Origin of the sequence: Blautia luti, from assembly GCF_013304735.1 — a bacterium.
In the GTDB taxonomy this organism is placed as follows: Bacteria; Bacillota; Clostridia; order Lachnospirales; family Lachnospiraceae; genus Blautia_A.
Genome location: NZ_JAAITI010000023.1, coordinates 31,391 through 51,595 on the forward strand (window position 1 = coordinate 31,391; position 20,205 = coordinate 51,595).

General features: G+C 36.5%; 20 protein-coding genes and 1 pseudogene. 3 read left to right on the top strand and 18 right to left on the bottom strand.

Annotated elements, in window-relative coordinates; all coding sequences use genetic code 11:
* Position 1: 1 nt before the first annotated feature.
* Positions 2-1,342 carry a lipopolysaccharide biosynthesis protein gene (locus G5B06_RS12475; protein ID WP_173772191.1) on the bottom strand — a complete coding sequence of 447 codons (1,341 nt, stop codon included), beginning with the start codon at positions 1,340-1,342 and terminating at the stop codon, positions 2-4.
* A gap of 449 nt (positions 1,343-1,791) precedes the next feature.
* Between G5B06_RS12475 and G5B06_RS12480 the strand changes: the two genes are divergently transcribed.
* On the top strand, positions 1,792-2,310 hold the full coding sequence (locus tag G5B06_RS12480; RefSeq protein ID WP_173772193.1) for an IS110 family transposase: 519 nt from the start codon (positions 1,792-1,794) through the stop codon (positions 2,308-2,310).
* Here the strand turns inward: G5B06_RS12480 and G5B06_RS12485 are convergent.
* The 9 genes and pseudogenes from G5B06_RS12485 to G5B06_RS12525 all read right to left on the bottom strand — a co-directional run bounded on the left by G5B06_RS12485 (position 2,256) and on the right by G5B06_RS12525 (position 9,963).
* A complete protein-coding gene (locus G5B06_RS12485; protein ID WP_173772195.1) occupies positions 2,256-2,795 on the bottom strand; it encodes a hypothetical protein in 540 nt (179 codons plus the stop codon). The genes G5B06_RS12480 and G5B06_RS12485 overlap by 55 nt on opposite strands.
* A 13-nt stretch (positions 2,796-2,808) precedes the next feature.
* On the bottom strand, positions 2,809-3,756 hold the full coding sequence (locus G5B06_RS12490) for a sugar transferase (protein WP_173772197.1): 948 nt from the start codon (positions 3,754-3,756) through the stop codon (positions 2,809-2,811).
* Position 3,757: 1 nt separating this feature from the next.
* Positions 3,758-5,224 (bottom strand): hypothetical protein, encoded by a 1,467-nt coding sequence (locus tag G5B06_RS12495; protein ID WP_173772198.1) that lies wholly within the window; start codon positions 5,222-5,224, stop codon positions 3,758-3,760.
* Positions 5,190-5,585: a hypothetical protein gene (locus G5B06_RS12500; RefSeq protein WP_173772201.1), complete on the bottom strand. Its 396-nt coding sequence runs from the start codon at positions 5,583-5,585 to the stop codon at positions 5,190-5,192. Before G5B06_RS12500 ends, G5B06_RS12495 begins: the two co-directional genes overlap by 35 nt.
* A 46-nt stretch (positions 5,586-5,631) precedes the next feature.
* Positions 5,632-5,889: pseudogene (locus G5B06_RS12505) on the bottom strand (sugar transferase); the annotation flags it as partial.
* Between the two features lie 131 nt (positions 5,890-6,020).
* Entirely contained in the window at positions 6,021-6,392 is a 372-nt protein-coding gene (locus G5B06_RS12510; protein ID WP_114001415.1) for a hypothetical protein, read from the bottom strand.
* A gap of 40 nt (positions 6,393-6,432) precedes the next feature.
* Positions 6,433-7,149 (bottom strand): integrase, encoded by a 717-nt coding sequence (locus tag G5B06_RS12515; RefSeq protein ID WP_173772205.1) that lies wholly within the window; start codon positions 7,147-7,149, stop codon positions 6,433-6,435.
* Entirely contained in the window at positions 7,142-8,995 is a 1,854-nt protein-coding gene (locus G5B06_RS12520) for a recombinase family protein (protein ID WP_173772206.1), read from the bottom strand. The genes G5B06_RS12515 and G5B06_RS12520 overlap by 8 nt, the downstream gene beginning before the upstream one ends.
* Entirely contained in the window at positions 8,992-9,963 is a 972-nt protein-coding gene (locus G5B06_RS12525; RefSeq protein WP_021860393.1) for an AAA family ATPase, read from the bottom strand. Before G5B06_RS12525 ends, G5B06_RS12520 begins: the two co-directional genes overlap by 4 nt.
* A gap of 178 nt (positions 9,964-10,141) precedes the next feature.
* Between G5B06_RS12525 and G5B06_RS12530 the strand changes: the two genes are divergently transcribed.
* Positions 10,142-10,495 carry a helix-turn-helix domain-containing protein gene (locus G5B06_RS12530; RefSeq protein ID WP_021860392.1) on the top strand — a complete coding sequence of 118 codons (354 nt, stop codon included), beginning with the start codon at positions 10,142-10,144 and terminating at the stop codon, positions 10,493-10,495.
* Positions 10,496-10,607: 112 nt separating this feature from the next.
* Here G5B06_RS12530 and G5B06_RS12535 read toward each other — a convergent pair whose 3' ends face one another.
* From G5B06_RS12535 to G5B06_RS12545, 3 genes are all read right to left on the bottom strand, one after another.
* Positions 10,608-11,417: an HNH endonuclease gene (locus G5B06_RS12535; protein ID WP_173772208.1), complete on the bottom strand. Its 810-nt coding sequence runs from the start codon at positions 11,415-11,417 to the stop codon at positions 10,608-10,610.
* 143 nt (positions 11,418-11,560) lie between these two features.
* On the bottom strand, positions 11,561-11,914 hold the full coding sequence (locus tag G5B06_RS12540) for a hypothetical protein (protein WP_021860390.1): 354 nt from the start codon (positions 11,912-11,914) through the stop codon (positions 11,561-11,563).
* Between the two features lie 12 nt (positions 11,915-11,926).
* Positions 11,927-12,862 (bottom strand): ParM/StbA family protein, encoded by a 936-nt coding sequence (locus G5B06_RS12545; protein WP_021860389.1) that lies wholly within the window; start codon positions 12,860-12,862, stop codon positions 11,927-11,929.
* A 253-nt stretch (positions 12,863-13,115) separates the two neighbouring features.
* On the opposite strand from G5B06_RS12545, the gene G5B06_RS12550 reads away from it, so the two are divergent.
* A complete protein-coding gene (locus tag G5B06_RS12550) occupies positions 13,116-13,739 on the top strand; it encodes a helix-turn-helix domain-containing protein (protein ID WP_173745063.1) in 624 nt (207 codons plus the stop codon).
* A gap of 97 nt (positions 13,740-13,836) precedes the next feature.
* Here the strand turns inward: G5B06_RS12550 and G5B06_RS12555 are convergent, their stop codons facing one another.
* The 5 genes from G5B06_RS12555 to G5B06_RS12575 form a co-directional block, all read right to left on the bottom strand.
* A complete protein-coding gene (locus tag G5B06_RS12555; protein WP_029730861.1) occupies positions 13,837-15,156 on the bottom strand; it encodes a hypothetical protein in 1,320 nt (439 codons plus the stop codon).
* Between the two features lie 123 nt (positions 15,157-15,279).
* The gene (locus G5B06_RS12560; RefSeq protein ID WP_029730860.1) at positions 15,280-15,615 is read right to left on the bottom strand and encodes a DUF6050 family protein; all 336 of its coding nucleotides are present in this window, start codon (positions 15,613-15,615) and stop codon (positions 15,280-15,282) included.
* A complete protein-coding gene (locus G5B06_RS12565) occupies positions 15,612-17,222 on the bottom strand; it encodes a recombinase family protein (protein ID WP_173772210.1) in 1,611 nt (536 codons plus the stop codon). Before G5B06_RS12565 ends, G5B06_RS12560 begins: the two co-directional genes overlap by 4 nt.
* Complete coding sequence (locus G5B06_RS12570; protein ID WP_029730858.1) at positions 17,215-18,909, bottom strand: recombinase family protein; 1,695 nt, start codon at positions 18,907-18,909, stop codon at positions 17,215-17,217. The genes G5B06_RS12565 and G5B06_RS12570 overlap by 8 nt, the downstream gene beginning before the upstream one ends.
* A 2-nt stretch (positions 18,910-18,911) precedes the next feature.
* The gene (locus G5B06_RS12575; protein ID WP_244094565.1) at positions 18,912-20,006 is read right to left on the bottom strand and encodes a recombinase family protein; all 1,095 of its coding nucleotides are present in this window, start codon (positions 20,004-20,006) and stop codon (positions 18,912-18,914) included.
* Positions 20,007-20,205 lie beyond the last annotated feature (199 nt).

Consider the following 20,205-nt stretch of genomic DNA (forward strand, 5'->3'; position numbering starts at 1 on the left):
ATTATTTTCTTTTAAGTATTCCAACCACCATATTGAATAAAGCTTTAGTGTCATCTTTGAAAAACAAATACGAGAACGTAACACCAATTATCGTAAAACATATCGTGACGACAAATGCACAAACCAGCCATGCGCCAATAGTATTCACTTTAGCAACTGGCAACAACCCTGCTATATATGCGGAAATGGCTACACATATTGCAACATATATAATTTTAGGTAATATCCTCCACGAAGATCGATGAACTATATTCTTCGATGCATACATATTATACATCAATGTTCTAAATACTCCTGCACATATTGTTCCAATCAAAATACCAGAAAGCCCTATAAATTGCACCAATATGATTGATGCAATGATATTAATTGCCGCCTCTGCATAAGCTGTCTTTTTTGTCTGTTTAAACTTTCCCGCTGCAAAAACCACATTTTCATACACTAATTTAACACATGCAAAAAACTCGGCTGTACAAAAACAAACGGCCAAACCGTAACGTATATAATTCACATCCGTTATTCCCTTTGTGTAAATTGCAACAAATGGTATAAACAAAACTGCCGCCGAAGTAAATAAAATATAGCATACAAGAAAAGTCAGCAATTCATATTGCTCGAATCTTTTTTTGAGTATTGAATCTTCATTTCTTGCAATCATATTACCAAAGGCTGCAGTGGTTCCGGATGATACTGAATTGACTATTTTTCTTATATTACTTGAAATCATACTGTACACTGCATATACAGAAACCTCTCGGACTCCTAGGAATACAGTTGCAACTATTATATCTGTATTGTTATTAATAAAATTAGCAAGTTGGTGACCGAACGCATCCCATCTTTGCGCTATTAGCTTTGTATTAGCTGGCACTTTTTTATCAATACCATATTTCTTACGGGCATACAACAAATAGAAAACTGGCGGAATAACAAATACTATCGCACTACCTAATTTTACCACATGGATTGAAAAACCTAGCACAATTAGTAATGCTGATATTGCTGTATTAGCAATAATAGAAATCATTTGGGTAATAGCAATTATGTAATTATTCTGATCTGCTTCTATTAGCATTTGATATGTCATGCCAAAAAAGTATTGCGCAACAGTACTAATAGACAATACTAATACAAGTGTAAAAGCAAAGAACCATGAAAAATCTTCGGAAACAATAAGTGGATATACACATGCAAAAGCCACCACAAAAATCCCAAATATCACTGCGATTCTTCGCATAAATTGTTCTGTTGCATTAATTATTTCGCTTATTCCGATGCTATCATTCTTGGATAAAGGCTTATATAAAGCGGCCCTCGTAACACTACCAATTCCTGATTTCAAAAGCGCAATACAGCTTATAAATTGACTTATTGATTGCACTATTCCATTATATGTTGACCCAAAATATGAGAGGATGAGTCTCGGCAAGATCAAGCCACAAATCGCTGTTATCGCTTCTAGCAGTAATTGACATATTGTGTTTCTAAAAGCCTTCTTTGACCTAGAACTTCCCATTTTTCTTTTGTATGATAAATACGGAAGCGAAAATCATACTTTCCTTTCATTTTTGTTGGCCAGCGACTAAGATACATTCAGATGCTGTGGACTACTTATTAATTTCTGTAGTTCAACTACTTTAAGGAGTGTATAGCCGTTACATCATCTGAATTGTTCATTAGCTGGATGTGACAGCGACGGTTAAGGCCATAGCTGAGCACTGATTTCAATCAAGTCTACGATGATGATCGTATACGGATGTCGCAGCATCAACACGAGGAAGGAGAAATTCCATGATTTACGTCGGCATTGACATTGCCAAGCTCAACCATTTCGCTTCCATCATCTCGTCTGACGGCGAAGTGCTCGTAGAACCGTTCAAATTCTCAAACGACAGTGACGGCTTCCGTTTGCTGCTGTCCAAACTGAATCAGTTTGAATCAGACAGCCTCGTCATTGGTCTTGAATCAACGGCTCACTACGGCAATAACCTTGTCGAATTCCTCGTTTCCAGGCATTTTCATGTTTGTGTCATTAATCCGATCCAAACGTCTGCTATGCGAAAAAACAACATTCGCAAGACAAAAACGGATCGTGTTGACACGCTTCTGATTGCCAAGACCCTTATGGTGCAGCCTCATCGGTTCTATGATAAGCAAGATATTGATCTCATGCACCTCAAGAACCTCGGTCGTTTCCGTCAGGTACTTATGAAGCAGCGTACCTCTGCAAAGATCAAGCTGACTTCTTTTCTGGATCAGGCTTTTCCTGACGGGATCACATTGCACCTAACCTTTTTATCCAGTAAGTAGCACAAGGCTGCTCTATGCTTCCCATCGTATATATAATATTTATCATTGTAGTGATATACTTTAATGGGTTCGTAAGCATCACTGAGTACTTCATTATATTTCAGTGGTGATGCTTTTTTCCATTCATCTATACTTATACATATCGGCATCGGTCTTCTCCAATCCAATGTTCCCATTTCCCATCTTCTTGCATAATCTGTATCTTGACAATTTGTTTTATCTATAAATGATTTCACAAACTCAAGATGTGGCGAATTCACTATACTACAATCCAATAAAGTGTATTTGTCAATTAAAAAATCCGGTCCCAAGTATAAGTCATCTGCATATAATTCTTTTTTCTCGATAATATATGGTTCAGAAAGATCTGCAACTAATCCCATATTAATATTTTTTAGTCCTACAGAAGTAAAATATGTAATTATTATGTTTCCCTTCCGCAGGATTTTTTCAACCACTCTATAGCAATAGTGACCCAACAACATTTTAATCCTCTCATTATTTTCTTTTATGTCTGAGAATTCCGCACTTAACTAATCCCCATTTTATACTTGCTCTAATAATTCCCAATGAATTCATATGATGCCGTCGAAATTCTTTTCTGATTTTTTCATTAACCACAACATCTGAAAAGACACATTTTTTCTCACCATCATATAGAACACTGTTATATTTGGTTATTTTCTTTTGGTAATTAGTTCCACTTCCATCAGTACCATTGCTCACTATCCTAGAAAACTTAGGATACACAGTATAGCGGTTTTGTTTATATGCCGAATAACACCAACGTATAGCCCACGAGTGATTATAGCCATACATATTGGCATCCAACATAAATGGCATATCCTGCCCCCATTTACCGAACTCCAATCTTCTTTTTATATTAAACTTAATATTTTTATAATCACACACATCCCAATCAACTGTTTTCCATCGATCTTCCCATGTCGCCCACCCCCAACTACATCCACGGCAGGCAATGTAAATATCTTCAGGATAATCCTCTAAAGCTTTCATTGGAAATGTGTAACCGCTAATTGCCCATATATTTTCTTTGTTACTATAAAAATTCAAGGCATCGTTCATATACTCAATAAAATCATCTGACACAGCCAAATCATCTTCTAACACTATAATACGACCATATTGATGTATTATACTCGAGACACCATTTATAATTGAATCAGCCAACCCCCTATTAGTTTCTGCCAAAAATACTTTTATCGACTTAAATTTCGACTCATTTACAATAAAATCATTAATAAATCGTCTTACTTCCTCAACCGCTTTTTTATCATCTTCTCCTTTGGCAGCGTCTGAAAAAACAAACAATTCAGTATTCTCAATGCACTTAATTGTATTTAACTTTCTTAGATTCATTTTCACGTGATCAGGTCTATTGTACACAAACAAAACCAACGGCGCATATACACAAGTATTCTCCATACTAATTAATTCCCCCCATTTTTTTCTTTCTTCGCCTTATTCTTAGGTATTTATTAATCATTAGTGCAATTGATAGGTAAAATGGGATATAGCTGCAATTGGCGTACATAACCGCTAAAGATCGACACATACAAAAAGAAAATATACCAGCCAGCCATGTGAACAAATATGCGCTTTCAATCTCATTTGCTAGCTTCCCTTTTATCTCACACCGCACTAGCAAGCGTATCACAACAATATAAGCAATCACATCAATAAATGGTCCCATCACATAACCACCGTAAAAAATAGCCTGCCCTACAATCGGAACAATTTCAACCCAATACATTGCCAAACTATACGATGTAGGTATATTTTTAAATAATTGTACAATTCGATTTAATCCAGGCAATCCAAGAATACTTGTTTTATTGGCAATATCCGAAAACAGCGTCAATAGTTGCATTTGATTGCCGGTTTCACTATACAAATGATAACATTTCGCAATGGATTCCGTACCACACAAATATGATGTCAAATATTGTTGGATACCAGAAACATCTGTTCGCATCGTTTTCATTCCAGAAGTTCCACTTAAATCTACATGAAACTGCTTAAGCAATGTAAAGCTGATAACCACTAATAAGAACGACGGGCCAACTATCGAGTAAAAAAGCTTCTTTTTTTCAGGAAAAGCTTTCAGCAGGACTGTCAGACCGCAAATCGCATAATAAACTATCATCGTTCTATTGTTTCCAAATGTACATAGACACGTAAGAACAACTGTTATAACCGGTATTATGCAGTTTACTATTCCTGGTTTTCTTTCTTCTCTTTCAGAAAAAAACTCAACCACCATAATAACCAAAAAAGCCATCATTGTTTGCGCCAACCAAATGTCGTAGCCATACATAGATTCTTCATCCATAGCTTCAGTAATAAGGCCGAATCTCATCTTACTGAGCATTCGATTTAATCCTCTAATTGCCACGATACCTACAGCGCCAGCCAAGACAATCAAGCCGCCCAAACTCATTTTATTGAAATATGAATATCTATTTTGATTTTTTTGTCTTTCTTTAATATAGGTTCTTCCATATGAATACTTAATCACACTACAGCTAACCAACAATTCCAAATTTTGCATAATAATTGCAAAAACATATGCATCGGGAGAATAATAACCAAATTCCCCACTAAATTCCCCGATATAGCATGTATATATTGGTAGCATTAAATATTTTAATGTCAAAAGCAAATAAAAAATTTTTAATGCAAAACCATTTTCGTGGTATGCAATTATATCGCTAAATATGCAGATGCAAATTGTCCACGTTAACGGTATAGTAAAAAAAATCTCTGTTCCGGCTAATAACGGTGTGTTTAAGAATACATATACGGTAACTAATAATCCAACTAAGAACAATGGAACAAAATAGCCATTTTTCCTAACTCTAAATAGCGATTCCTTGCCAGTTACTATATGCACTATCGCAGTCCTCCTTTTCACAATTCTGATATTCCCAATTTCCTGAATAGAATGAATCTCTTAATGATTCATTACAGAAATGGTATTGTACTTTGGGATTAATCTCTTTAGTACAAGCTTCATCCCAGTCCGTTCTTCCAATCACATGGCCTACCGCTTTAATAGTAGAAATTTCCGTCATACCACGACGTTTCATTTTTTCAGCTTGCTGAAGAAGATTTCCTCTTGCGATATTGCTTAATGTAAATCTTTTCAATTCCCGATATGGGATTCCATCATTGAAGTGCATCCAATAAAACGAAGGTAGCCCCTGTATATTGACTACCGTTTTTTCTGGGTTGTTAAACTCTTCAGCTGCCACTAGACTATACCCATCTAACTCAAACAGTCAAGTCCAACATTCGACATCAACAACTTCCATCCCTCTTAATAACCGCCAACACAGTCTTAAAAAGTATCTTTATATCCAACCCAATATTCCACTCCGAAATATACTCCGTATCCAGCCTCACGATCTCCTCAAAATCCGTAATATCACTTCGGCCACTAACCTGCCACATCCCGGTAATCCCCGGCTTAATCGCAATCCTAGCCCTATGATGCAGCTCATACTGCTCCAGCTCATCCGGCAGAATCGGTCTAGTTCCCACCAAACTCATAGACCCTCCTGATGTAAAGATAGAAACAACTTTTTTTCAGAGAAAATTTTTCATCACCACACCATGCAATCACCCTCAAAAACAGCACAAAAAAAGAACCTCTGATCTCTCAGAAGTCCCTATTTTACGCTGTTTTCTTAAAATTCTTCCACTGTCAGCACCGTTGCCTGCTTCATATCAAATTCCACCAGATTGTACTCTGAATGGCATATACCCGTCAAACGATACGTCTTTTCTGTATCCCATTCACACGTTTTCCATATCATTCGCAGCATTGGCACACTGCTGATCTTAAATTCCCAATTTTCCGGGTTATATTTAGGCACACGAAAACACTCTGCTTCTTTTCTGGCACATGCCTGTACCACCAATCCCCGCTTTTCAGGGTTAAACAAAAATCGTATGTACTTTGGTTCGCCCAATGCCACTATCGTTGAATGAAAAATCCGTATTTTCCCCCATTTTTGGCATAGCGAAATCCCTGGTATCACTATATTATGTTCCTGCACACTGATACCTCCCATCTTTAGGGCAGACTTTCCCCTTTGTCTATTTTCCTGTTGTAAATTCTGCATAACCATCCAGCATATTTATTTCCAGTGCTTTCCTATGTTCTTCCACTGGTAAACCAAAAGAATCTTTCCATTCCTTTGGATAAAATGGTATACGGTTCTTTCTCTTTATTTCTTCTGCTGAACATTCAGTATCTGTATCACTTGATGCTGTTTCTTCTATATTATTAGCATTTTCAATAGTAGTCTGACTTTCTGTGTCTTTTTTCGCTCTTTTCCCTTTAATATCCAGGAATATCTCCGTTTCCATCAAGTCAAACACATAAATTGTTTCATCTTCAAAAGTAATCTTGTGTCCCAAAATCTTATATCGGCAATCCAGATTCCATCCCATCATTTCATACATCATTGCAGAGAAGATTTTGTTTGTCATTTTTCTGCTTTTACGCTTATCTGGCTTTGCCACACACCAACGAAGTGCATCTTTATCATTTTCCTCACATTTTCGGACAACCATTCTCTTATTATCCTGGTTCACAAGTATCTGTATGTAAACTGCATCCTCTAAACCAGCGATGCAGGCTGTATTAAATGTCACACTATCTCTCCGGATCACGACAGCCGGTTCCCTTAAATGAGCAAACAGTTCTCGTCTGACAACCTGATACCCCTCATAACTAAAATCCTTTGCCAACTCGATTGCTTTCTGATCAACAATTTCTTTTTCGTCCGTATACTCCGCTGTATCATACATAATTAGCACACCTCATTTTATCTATCAATTTCTCTGCTGACTCCAACAGATCATCAAGAACTTCTCTGGTTATAATCTCCATCCCTTCAACAGTTGTTGCAGGGCGCAGTATATCCCAGTTTCCTCTATATGCCACTCTCTGTAAAAATACTGTTCTATTTGTAGACTCTCCAAAATTATATATCCAGGCTTCCGGATAAAGTATCTTCTTTACTGGCTTTTGAGCTTCTTCTGGCTTTTTCTCCACTTCTTCCGCAGATTGTTCTGCATTTTTCTCCTGTACAAGCACTTCTGGTTCTTCTAACTCAAAAATCATTACCTGCTCATCTGCACTACCACAAAACTGTCCACGCAATTTATACTTGCATTCTTTATTCCATCCCATAAGCTCATATAATGGCTCTGAAAATCCTTTACAGCTTTTTGGAAGCACCGCCCATCGTCCATCTCGTATAGTTCCCCATTTTATAGCATTTATGCTGCTTCTTTCGCATGGACGAACTGCAATACACTTTTCCACAGAATTAAAAAGCAATTCTACATACTCTACATCTTCAAATTTCTTCAAACAAGCTGTATTAAATACAATTTTCCCCGAAGAAATCGTTACTGCCGGATCAAATCTTGTTGAAAAGAACTGCGCCCTCACAATTTCGTAACCACTTAAATCAAATCCTCGGTTTTCCGTTTTCTCTGCACAAATTTCATTATTGTTTTCAGAATAAGCACTTAATGATGCCTTTTCATAATCTGCTGACGAAAATCCATTCCATGCACGATTTACAGGCACAAAGCCTTTTAAAGCTCCCTGATCCACTACCTGTAAAGTTGGCAATGGATACCCTTTTTTCATATATTTGCTTGCATCCAGCATTTTTTGCGCTGCATTATAAATCTCCCGGCTCACAATAGCTTCATGGTGATCGGTCTGTCTATATTGGTTCCGATCATGGTTATTTTTCTTTGATTTATGATCCAGGTAATTAGGTGTAAAAGTTTTTCTTGATAAAACATCCCCACAATGCCTTTCATTGCGTAGAACATTTACAACTGTACTTCCTGTCCACTTTGTATTTCCTAATTTAGTTTTACGTCCTAAATCCATCAAAATTTCAGCAATTTCAGAAGTAGGAAAGCCACTCAGGAACAGATAATAACACAAGCGAACCGTATCTGCTTCCGACTCATTAATAACTAAATTCCCATCCTCGTCCTTATCATAACCTAAGAGTTTGGGTGTCAGAAATATTCCTCTTGAAAACCGTTGTTCAATAGAAATATTCATAATTTCACTTTTCGTATGTGATTCTTCCTGTGCTGCTGCCGATAACACTGCAAGCATCATTTCGCTCGTATTATCAAGTGTGTAAATATGCTCTGTTTCAAAAAATACGCCTACCTGCGGTTTCATATTTGCTAATTCACGAACTTTAGCAATACAATCCACAATATTTCTGGCAAATCGTGATACACTTTTGGTAACTATTAAATCTATTTTCCCTACTTTGCAATCCTCGATCATACGATTAAATTCATCCCTATGCTGTAAAGATGTGCCGGAAATTCCCTCATCCGCATATATCCCAACCAGTGTCCACCCTGCATGTTCCTTTATCATATCTTCATAATGATTTTTCTGCAGTTCATATGAAGATGTCTGATTGGCATCATCTGTAGACACACGGCAATAAGCACACACCCTTTTGGTGCCTGCATCTTCAAATAATTTTTCTTTCTGTTTCGCAGGAATGAACTCTAATTCGCTGCGATCCACGCCCTTATACCTTGCACGAATCTTTTCTTTCCGTTCTTCCTGGCTTGCAGCATGTTTTTCCTGTTCGTTCATATGCTGTCCCCCACTTCCATATGCCAGTACCAGATTTTACCTTTTTTATATGCTTTTATTTCAGCAATTTTCTTTGCTTCCTGTACCGTTCTTTTTGCAATACCATACTCTTTCATTTTTTCATAAATATAGGTACTTGCTAAATCTTCTACTGATAACAGTTTTTGCAGATATTCTACAGCAATATCTTTCTTTCCTGTGCTTTTCTCAACATTAAGCAACTCTTCCACATTTATCTGGCATTTTCCAATCCATCGAAACCCTTTTTTCTTATCCAGTTCAAACCCTATTGGTTCTCCTTCTGGTGCAAGGCTTGATTTTACCGGAAACATATACCGTTTCCAAGGTTCTTCTTTATCTCTGGATACCATAAGAATGCTTCTCGCTGCTGCCGCAATGTCAATACTGCCTAATCCTCTGTATAATTGGTTTCCACCACCACTTTTGTTCATGTGTCCAACTAATACTATTGCACAATTAGTTTCTGCTGCCACCTTGGATAACTTTGATAAGATTTCTCGCATTTTTACTGCATTTGTCATATTTCCATTGTGACCGATAAATGCCTGTATCGGATCAAGCACAACCATTTTCGCACTGATCTGTATAATAGCATTTCTTATACGTTCATCTTCCAGTGTCAATTCATCATTATCTTCCTTTATGAATGCAACCTTACTACAATCAGCCCCAGCCTGTTCCAGCCTTGGTTTTATCGTATCTCCTTTTCCATCTTCTGAACACTGATATATTACCATCTCTGGCTTTTTTATCTTCTGTCCATCTGGCAAATATCCGCCTTTTGTTAGTATCGCTGCAACATGAATAATCAGTGTTGACTTACCCTCTCCCGGATCTCCCTGCAACATTGTAATCTTCCCACAGGGAATATATGGGTACCATACCCATTCCACCTCCGAGGCTTTCACATTTGAATAAAATTCAACACCCGTATTTATACTTTCCAAATTTGATGCCCCCGGTGTCTTTTGCTCTTTTTTCTACTACATGTGAATAATTGCATTAAACTTCTACTTATATTTCATTATAATATATCTTTTTTGGGAATACAATAAGGAATATCAAATGTGTGTGGAGTTTCGCAATAAATCTTAACTAATAGTCAAAGTCTAGGAGGTGACAGGTTTGGAAGTAGAAATTGATTATCTTGCTATCGGTAAAAGGATCCGCACTGCACGTCTGTCAAAAAAAATGACTCAGGAAACACTTTCAAATATGATCGACGTTGCCCCTACCTATGTCAGCAGTATCGAAAACGGACATACCAAATTAAGCCTTGCAACATTGCTCGGCATTGCTCAAAGCCTTGATACTACTGTAGATCAGCTTTTATATGACAATACGCCTGTACTGGTTTCAAAATTTGATGCCGATATAAAAGAGCTTACTTCTGATTGTAGCAATCAGGAAAAAGAATTTTTACTGGAAATTATAAAATCAACCAAAACTGCATTACGCAACTACAAACCAGGCAAATAATTTAAGGGCGCAGAAACTTTATTATTTCTGCACCCTTCTTTTATACTTTTGCGGTCTTGCTTCCTTGCGATGTTGTCCATTACGATTTTATATTGTAGTTTATTCCGTCAGTTTAAGCTGAATACATAGAATATAGTATATCATCTGTTTCCTTTTTAATCTTTCTTAAATTATCTATATTCTTAGAAATCATATTAAAAAATGAAGACCAATAATTATTAGCCATTCCTATACCATCATCATAATATTGGAATGTTGTCAAATTTATATATTCATTCAACAATTCTACTACTTGTTTTCCCAATTCAAGAGAATGTTGATTTAGCGCCTCATAAAGATCATCCCTTTTTTCAAGATATTTATTTATGTGAAGCAATTCTTCTTCATACATAAAATGATGATCATCTATTTCATTTTGTAAATCAATCGGATTAGAAAAAGATTGTGCAAAATTCATTTTCCAATATTTATATGAATATTCCAACAAATCATGGAAGCAATCAGTTGCATACTTGACCTGCTTTAATGCTTCCTTTTTCCTTTCCATCTGCTGGCTTTGAAAAGAAACTATATCTTCTCCCTTCAGACGTCGTTCTTGTTCATATTCCGCTATCATCTTCCACTTTAGCAATTCTTCTACTGGATATTCGTCTGGATTTTTATCAATTAATGTGTGACAAGCACTACATAACCATATTCCATTATTTATAGATTCTCTTTCTTCTTTTGTCATTCTCGCATCATATCTTGCGCCCTTTGGTGATGCTCCTAAAATGTGGGCGGCTTCACCTATTGATAATCGTTTATCTCCCTCTCTATGAGGACCTAATGTTTCCCTTCTACAATTTGGATTTGAACATCTGCCCCCAACACGTTCACAAAGAATTGTCTTAATACGTTCTGAAAAATCAGCTTCTCTCATATGCAACTTCCTCTTTCTATAATTCCAAGGTCCCCTTAGTTACAAAGGATTTAAACTTATTCTATCATATCCCACTATAACAAAAAAGCATAAAAATACCGCCAAACAGACTTATTCTATGTTCAGCGGTACTTCGATACATTTTAAATTTCGTTTTCAAATATTGACATTCCTGCAAGCATCATATCCTCGTCCATATCCAGATTATCACTATCTTCTGGCTCTGTTTCCTCGACTTCTCGACAACTCGTTCCGCCCATTGATTTTTCTATTTCTAACAAAAACTCCTTGTCTTGAAGTAACTGTTTTTTGATAGCGTCTATGCTCACTGCTCCTGTGTATGTTCCTGTTCCTGCTTCTCCATTCTTCATCCACGCCTGAACCAATTCTGTCACAAGTGCTGTCTTGCATCTTTTCTTGGTTTTTAAGTATTCTCCTGCTTCTCTCTGACGTTCATCATCTTCATTAAATATCAATACAACCTTAATCTGTCCCATGACCAGCACCTCCTACCCTCTCCGCAGACGTGCTGTTGTCAGTTTTTCATATCCAATCGCATTCGCCCGGACGTCATCAATAAATTCCACATATTTAAATTCCGGGGAATTTTCAATCTGTTTTCTGAGTAAAAGACTTCCTCCACCAAGAAAGACCGCCGGATTTGTTCTAAAGTCGGTTACATGGGTATGTAGTTTATTGATAATTCTCTGTAACCAGTTTTCTGCCATTCGCTGAATTTCCAGTATGATTTTTTCATCTAATATGGTTTCTTCCTGCATTAAAACCTGTTCTACATCTGACGAATCCAAATGAATGCCATAGTTCTGTTGAATCGCATTGGATATTTCAGACCGTAGAACAGCCATACCGGAACGATCACTGACACGAACTGATAAATCCGGTTTTCCATTTCTGATTACCAAAAGGTCAACTGTTCCATCCCCAATATCAATACAGTTTACCGTTCTATATTTCTTCAAAAGACTTGCCTTAAAACACATGACTGCTGCAAAATTCTGTGGGCTGACAAATACATCTTTTAAATAGAAATTAACGGATTTTCCATTCATCTTAAAACTGATTCCATGTTTTGCATGATCTAAGAAATATTTCTTAAATGAAGTTGCCTGCTGACCGTAATCTGCGGGTGGCAATCCCACGCCAAGCACTACATCTTTTCCCGTTAATGTAATTCCTTTATTACGAGCTTCCATTGCAAGAGCATATAATGTGAGAATAAAGTAATCATCATCTACTGTCTTATCAGCTTTAAACGGCATTTTTGTATCTGACAGGGTATAATATGTTCCCTGATACTCCAAAATATCTTCATTCATAAAGCGTCCCGGTTCAGACACATATCTGACAAGTCCACATGGGAAGCATACATTCTCTCCCTTCATATTTCCATTTCCATGATCAATTCCAAAAATGATTTCTGCCATCGCTTTTTCCTCCTGTTTTTTAACTGTACTTTAAGTTGCACTAACATATATTTTTGTTCCAAAATTGCTTCTATTTAAGTATCACTTAACTCATTCTTGCTATCACTTTTGTATGTCTTGTTTTACTTAAATATTACTTTTGTATGTGTTTTTAATATATACCATACATTTGTATGTGTCAATACATTTTTATATATTTTTGTGTATTTAACAGTAAAAAATATGTTATAATCCCTTTATGGAGGTAGCGATAATGACCGTTGGCGAAAAAATCAAATACTTTAGAACTATGCATGGGTTCACTCAGGAACAACTTGTACAGGCTACTGGTTTAAGCATAAGCACTTTGCAAAAATACGAGTCTGATGAACGCAAGCCCAAGCCGGAGCAACTCTTGAAAATATCACAGGCCCTGGGCATTAGTATCAATATTTTTATGGATTTTGATATTCATACAGTTTCCGATCTGCTCTCACTTATATTTAAAATGAACGAGCAACTGGATTTAAACTTTGATTCTCAGAAAGATACAAACGGAAATATCATTCCTGACACCCTTACTCTTTCATTCAAAAATCAAATAATCAATCAGAAGCTCAGCACTTACGTTTCTTTCTTAAACAAAATGACCGGCTCTGAAAGGGAACAATATACTCAAACGCTTCAGGAATTAGAGAATCAGCTTCTTAATGACAATACAGAAATTCACAAGACTGCTCCTGCGAGTAATTCCACTAATAACATACCGGATTCCACTTTTTCAGATCCGTCTTATCAGAAAATACAAAACCTGTTATCTGATTGCACACCGCAAGAAATGGAATGGATCTTAAAATCTGTTCAACTCATAAAAGACTGTCTGCGTGACACTAAATAATTTTCGGAGGATTCCTTATCACTATTACAGAAAATGATTATAGAAAAAAATTTGAGGGAAGCGTCACAAAACGTTTCCCTCACTCATCATGTATAGTCTATTTTTTTAGATCTTCCAAAATTTTTTCTACATTAATTCCAATTCCGTTTAATTGTGGTTGCAGGATCAGATACTTTCTCAATGGACTTAGCTTATTAAGCAGTCGCATGATTTTACCACTTTTCTTTTCTAATTCTAACTCTAATTCTTTCAAGTAAAACTTATAATATGGAACTTCTATATTTGTTTCCTTGATATAACGCTTGATCAGTTCTATACTGTCGTTATCATTAAGCTGTATAGCTGCATTGCCTACAATTATAAGAAAGTCTATGCTATCGGCTCCCATATCTTCAAATTCCACACTCTCCAGATACTCTTTCAGATTTTTGATTTTCTTTTGTTCTACCAAACAATCCAACAAATATATCTGTGCAAATGCTGTTTTTGCATACTCAAGACTTGTGCAAAAATCCTGTTCTGCAACTTCATAATTTCCCATTTTCCAGTATGTATAGGCAATGTCAGAATAATATTTTACCTTTCCGGCTTCAGTAAACTTTTTAATGTTCATTTTTTCACGCACATGCAATGCTTTTTCCAGCCACTTTACGTCTGGATCAAAGTTATGATACATTTCATACATCATTGCAATAACATCCTGCGAATACACTTCATCTTCTGTATATAAATCTTCTTTTTCCAGTTCTGCCATCACTTCATCTGCAATCTTTTTCGCACTTGTATTATCAGAAACCAATGCAAGCTGTATTGCCTTATCAAATTTATATTTCAATTTCATTAAGGAACTATCCGTCTTTTCAATCAAAATATCATCCAATTTAAGCAGCTCCGTTAATTGTCCTGACGGTAAAATGACAGACCGCAACAGTTCCAACATTCTCTGGTCTGTATGTACATCCACTTTTGTATTTTTTACAATAGCCTCAATCTGCTCTGAGAATTTTCCCTTATCATTATTCAGTTCATAATACAATAGCTGATAATATTCACATTCATTCTTCCAGTCCTCTGCATCCACCAATCCTTTTATAAATTCAAATCGTTCTCCCCAGTTATCTGTATTTCCTTTTGGTATGCAGTGAAAAATACGATCTGCCAACTCCGATAGTGCATTTACATCTTTATGTAACACAAATCTTCCAATTACAGGGTTATCCTTCAATATTCTGTTCGTATGCTTTCTTACATCTTCCAGATAATCAGAAAGCATCGCCACAGCTACATAATACGCTTTAATATAATTTTTGCTGTCGATTTCTTTTTTATAATTCTCTATTCCCTGTCCACTAAACGGTTTACAACACATGGAATACAAGCGTCCTGAACCACACAGGCATTTTTCATCATCTAACATATCTCATTTCTCCCATTGATTTATTGATTGATATTTTATCACATCTTCCGCATCATATAAATGGCAAAATAAAACCACAGGCATATCACTTTACACCTGTGGTCATATTTCATACTATTATTTTTAGCAAGTCCTTTTATGTATCGCCACAATCTTGCTAATTGGAAATCCCACCATATACCATACCGCCCGGATTCCAAGCCATGCTGCAATCACACAACCAAATATCCCGCCTACAATTACGCACAGAGCAACCATTCCAAGGATACCGGATAAATCCCAATGCCAGGGAATTATAATAAACATATGTGGGATTCCCACTGGCACTCCGTAAACCAGCATAAATCTGAACCAGTCAATTTCCCCATCCACCATATAAATATATTTTCCAATCCATCCAAGCAGAAGCAGCCCTGCAAATACTAAGATTCCTTTACATACAAAATTTTTAAATGTCATGCTTCCTTTACCCCTTTCTGGTATTTTTCTATTGCTTTCATCAAAACATCATCAAAACTGAATACTATCTCTATCCTCTTTTTATCATATACATAAACTGTATCAATCGTGGCATTTACAAGTTCTTTTGTAATCTTCTCATGCTGCATTTCCCCTTCCAGTAATTCAACAGCAGATGCCACTTTACTTTTATATGCTTCTTCCTCCGCCGATAAACGTGTGAGTGTTTCTATCTCTGCCTGTATGCCATTCATTTGATCCGTAATCTGCATTTTTTTCATCATATACTTTTCTTTCGTTATAATACCTTCCGCATACGATTCATACTGACGTATTCTCTCACTTTTTAACACATTACTCTCAGCCTCTAGCTGTTTTATCTTTTTTCTTCTGACACTATCTAAATTAGTTGTCTTTTCCTCAAAATCCAACTGTATAGCATCCAATACATAAAGGACACGTTTTAAAGCATACCATACATGCCCTTCTATAATTGAAACAGAAACCATTTCGTCTGAACACTTGGCAAATTTTCCTGTCATCTTTTTATGTGGACAATATACCCTGTCATTAGCACCGGATTCCATCAATACCATTGATCGTCTGCAATTCCCACATCTGACTTTTCCTTTCAATGCAAACTTTCTTGTACCCCGGTAATCTGGTTTTTTCATAAATGCGATAGTTGCCTTTGCTATTTCATATTCTTTCTCTGACACGATTGCCGGATGAACATTTTTTGTAATAACCACATCTTTATCCCTCGATTTTCTGGTTACTTTACTGCCAACCGCAATACTTTGTCGTTTTCCCTGCACTAAAGCTCCTGTATATTCATATCTTCCAAGAATGGCTCGAACCATGCCACAATCCCACAGAATTTCCGACTCTGGCATTTTTTGATTATATCCATAATGCGTAAGACCATTCTCTTTATTATATCTTCCCGGCGTAGGAATCTTTTGCTCATTCATGTAATATGAAATCTGAGAAGTATTACATCCCTCAATTGCTTTATCAAAAACCATTCTTACATACTTTCCAGCTACCGGATCTATCAGCCATTCTCCAGTTTCTTTATTTCGCAAATATCCGAATGGAGGCTTCCCACCAGTCCATTGACCATTTCTCCATTTCACTCTCAATGCACTTTTCAGCTTTTTAGAAATGTCTTTGCTATAAAGGTTGTTGACCAAGTTGTGAATTGCCATATCCATTCCCATAGTTTTTCCTAAATAATCATTGCTGTCATAATTATTGTTTAATGAGATAAAACGGATTCCCAGTATTGGAAGTACTTGCTCCAGATAATCTCCTACACCAATATAATCTCTGCCAAATCGTGAAAAATCTTTTACAATAATCGTATCTATTTTCCCAGTTTTCGCATCCTCTATCATGCGTTTAAACGCCGGACGTTCAAAATTAGTTCCCGAATAACCGTCATCCACATACTCTATATATTCATCTGACAGATCATCCCTGTCCTGAACAAAATTTACAAGAAGCGTTCTCTGGTTATCAATACTGTTACTTTCATCCTTATTGTCTTTTCCCAAATCTCCATCTGCAATAGATAACCTCAGATACAATCCATTCTTACGCACTTTTAACACCCTCTATCAATTCTGTTATCTGTTTATATTTATCATCACACTTGAAGCACACATGAATGCTTCCGTTTTTATATATCTCCACATATTCTACAAGTTCCTGTACCAGTGCTTCATTGAAGCTCCTGTCAGAAAGATACTGCTCCAAGTTGCTGACCATATTCATATATCTGTCAGTTTTTTTCTCCAACATTCTTTGATTCTGTTTTGCAATTTGCAAATCATCCCTCAGATTTTGTAACTCCCGGATATAACGCTCTTTCATCATATCGAAGTCCTCTTTTTCTACAATCCCACCTACATAGTCCTCATACAATACAGTGTTCTTTTCTTCTGCCTGCGCTATTTTTCTTTCCAACATTCGCACTTTTGCACCTGCTTCATAAAAAGCATTTTTCTCACTGGAATCACTTTTCAATTTTTGTAACAGCTTTTTTCTGTCACACATACTTCTTATAAGAATCTGAATTTGATCCATCACAAGTATCTTCAGCAGATTTTCTTCTATCTTCTGACTGCAATAATTATTCGTATAATTTTGAGCAGAACAGGTATAATAAATTCCTACTTTCTCCATTGTCTTATAATTATGGGTATAGCGGACACAATACATTGGACGTCCACAATCTCCACATCGAACCATACCTGGAAAACAGTCTTTGTATTTTTCTCTGTCCTCCATATATTTTAAATGCCAGTTTCTTGTGACCTTTTTTATTTTATTTGACCTTTCCTGCAGTTCTTCATAATCATCCCTTGCGATCATCGGCGTATGCATATCTCTCTGAACATTCCAGTCCTCCGGCGAAGTTCTATACTGCTTTATCCCTTTATACAATGACTGCTTCAACTTTCCGGTTACAATATCTCCAACATATGTAGGGTTATTCACAATCTTATCTACTGTATCCGTTCTCCACTTTGTCTGTTCTAACGGAACAGTCAATACACCAGTTTTTTCTCTTTGTCCAGGTGTTGCAATTCCCATGAGATTTAATCTATCGGCAATTTTCTTTTTGCTGACTCCCATCATATACCACTGAAATATCATCCTTACAAATGGTGCAACCTCTTCATCAACAATCTGTCTGTGCCTGTCCTCTGAACGGACATATCCAAATGCTACTTTTGATAAAGTAATATTTCCCTTTTTTCGCTGTGCATCTTTTGCAGCCAGAATCTTTTTTGACATATCTTTTGCATACATGGCATTAACCATATTTTTTAATGGAACACTGATGTTTTCCCTGTCCTCTTTTCTGGAACTGTCATAATCATCTGTAATTGCGATAAACCTTACATTTAACCTTGGTAAAATCGTTTCCAGATAATATCCTGTTTCCAGATAGTCCCTGCCAAAACGTGATAAGTCTTTTACAACAATACACTGAATCTTTCCTGACCGGACATCTTCCATGAGTTTCAAGAAGCCTGGTCGTTCAAAATTAGTTCCGCTAAATCCATTGTCTATATATGTACCTGCCAATTTTAAATCCGGATGCTCCTCTATGAACTTTTCAACCAGCATTTGTTGTACAACTAAAGTTTCGTCCGTTTCATTTCCACCATTTTCAACAGATAATCGAATATACGCTCCGGTATCTATCAGATTCTCACAGTTTTCTATAATCTGATTACTAACAGCCTCAACATTTTTATTTCTTCTGCTTTTCCTTGCCATTGCTATTCCTCCATCCATTCTTCTGGAAAATAATTCTTCCAGTTCTGCATTGTCAGGTATACATGCACATCTCTTAAATCTGAAACAATTATTTTATCTACCCATTTTTTAACATGTTGACTTTCCAGCTTCTCCGGTAACTCTTCCCTTTGAAATGTTTTTATCCATTCATTTTCCTCGCTATAAGCCTTTTTCATATTTGCAAGCCTGTCCATCAGTCCTTCAAAATCGTTTTCATACATTTGCAACTGCGCCTGTATTTCTTCTTTTTTCTCCTGATATTCTGTCTGACCAATCTCATAGTCCCGGAATTTTTCATATAAAGGAATACGGTCTTTCTCTACCTGCTCCATTTCCTGGAATATCATCCATGCCTTTTCTGAATATTGCTGAGTCTCTTTCTGTAATAGCTGTTGCATTTTTTCTGTCTGCAAATATGCCTTCATTTTTTCAGCCATATCCATTTCCAGAGAAATTGCATTTTTTACTGCCTCTGTAACCTTAGCTTCTTCTATATAAATTTTTCTTTTCTTTGGTAATTCACTCATCTGCGGATTGAACACAAAAGCAACGTCACCACTTCGGAAATTTCTCAGGTACAACGGCTTTCCAGTTGCTTCATCATAGATTTTTCTTACATATGGCCCCGGCTTCCCACCTATGATATTATCTGTAGTTGTTCGACTTTTAATAAGTCTTCTAGCCTGTTCAAAAACTCCTTCATCTAGTATTGGTGTTATTGAAAGCGTACAAACTTCTCCGTTGATTGTTTTCTGCCAATAGCCATCATATGCTGTACACTCTAAAATCCTCCGCAAAGCACCTTCGCTCCACTTATTTTCATAATGCGGCCAGTGCTTATGCCCCACTCTCGCATTATGTACCATTGGAGATTCTTCTCCTCGCTCATTCAGAATGGCTACTATCTTTTTTATAGAGATTTCTGCCAATGTCATTTGAAATATCTCCCGTACAATCTTCGCAGCCTCTTCCTCGACAATTAATTCTTTTCTATCTTCTGAAAGTATGTATCCATATTTTTCATCGTGAACTGTATAATATCCCTCTACCTGTTCACGAATCGCATATTCACGCATACTCTTTACCTGTACCGCAATTTTCTCTTTTCTGAAATACTCGTCTATTTCTTCCCTGCTTTTTCCAATACTGCAAAAATCGCTCTGTACTATCGCAAAGTGAAGTCCCGCCGGAAAGAATGTTTTAACCAGTACATCTTCCGCACAGGAAATATATTTTCCGCAACGGTCAACACTATCTACTACCACCATATCAAAT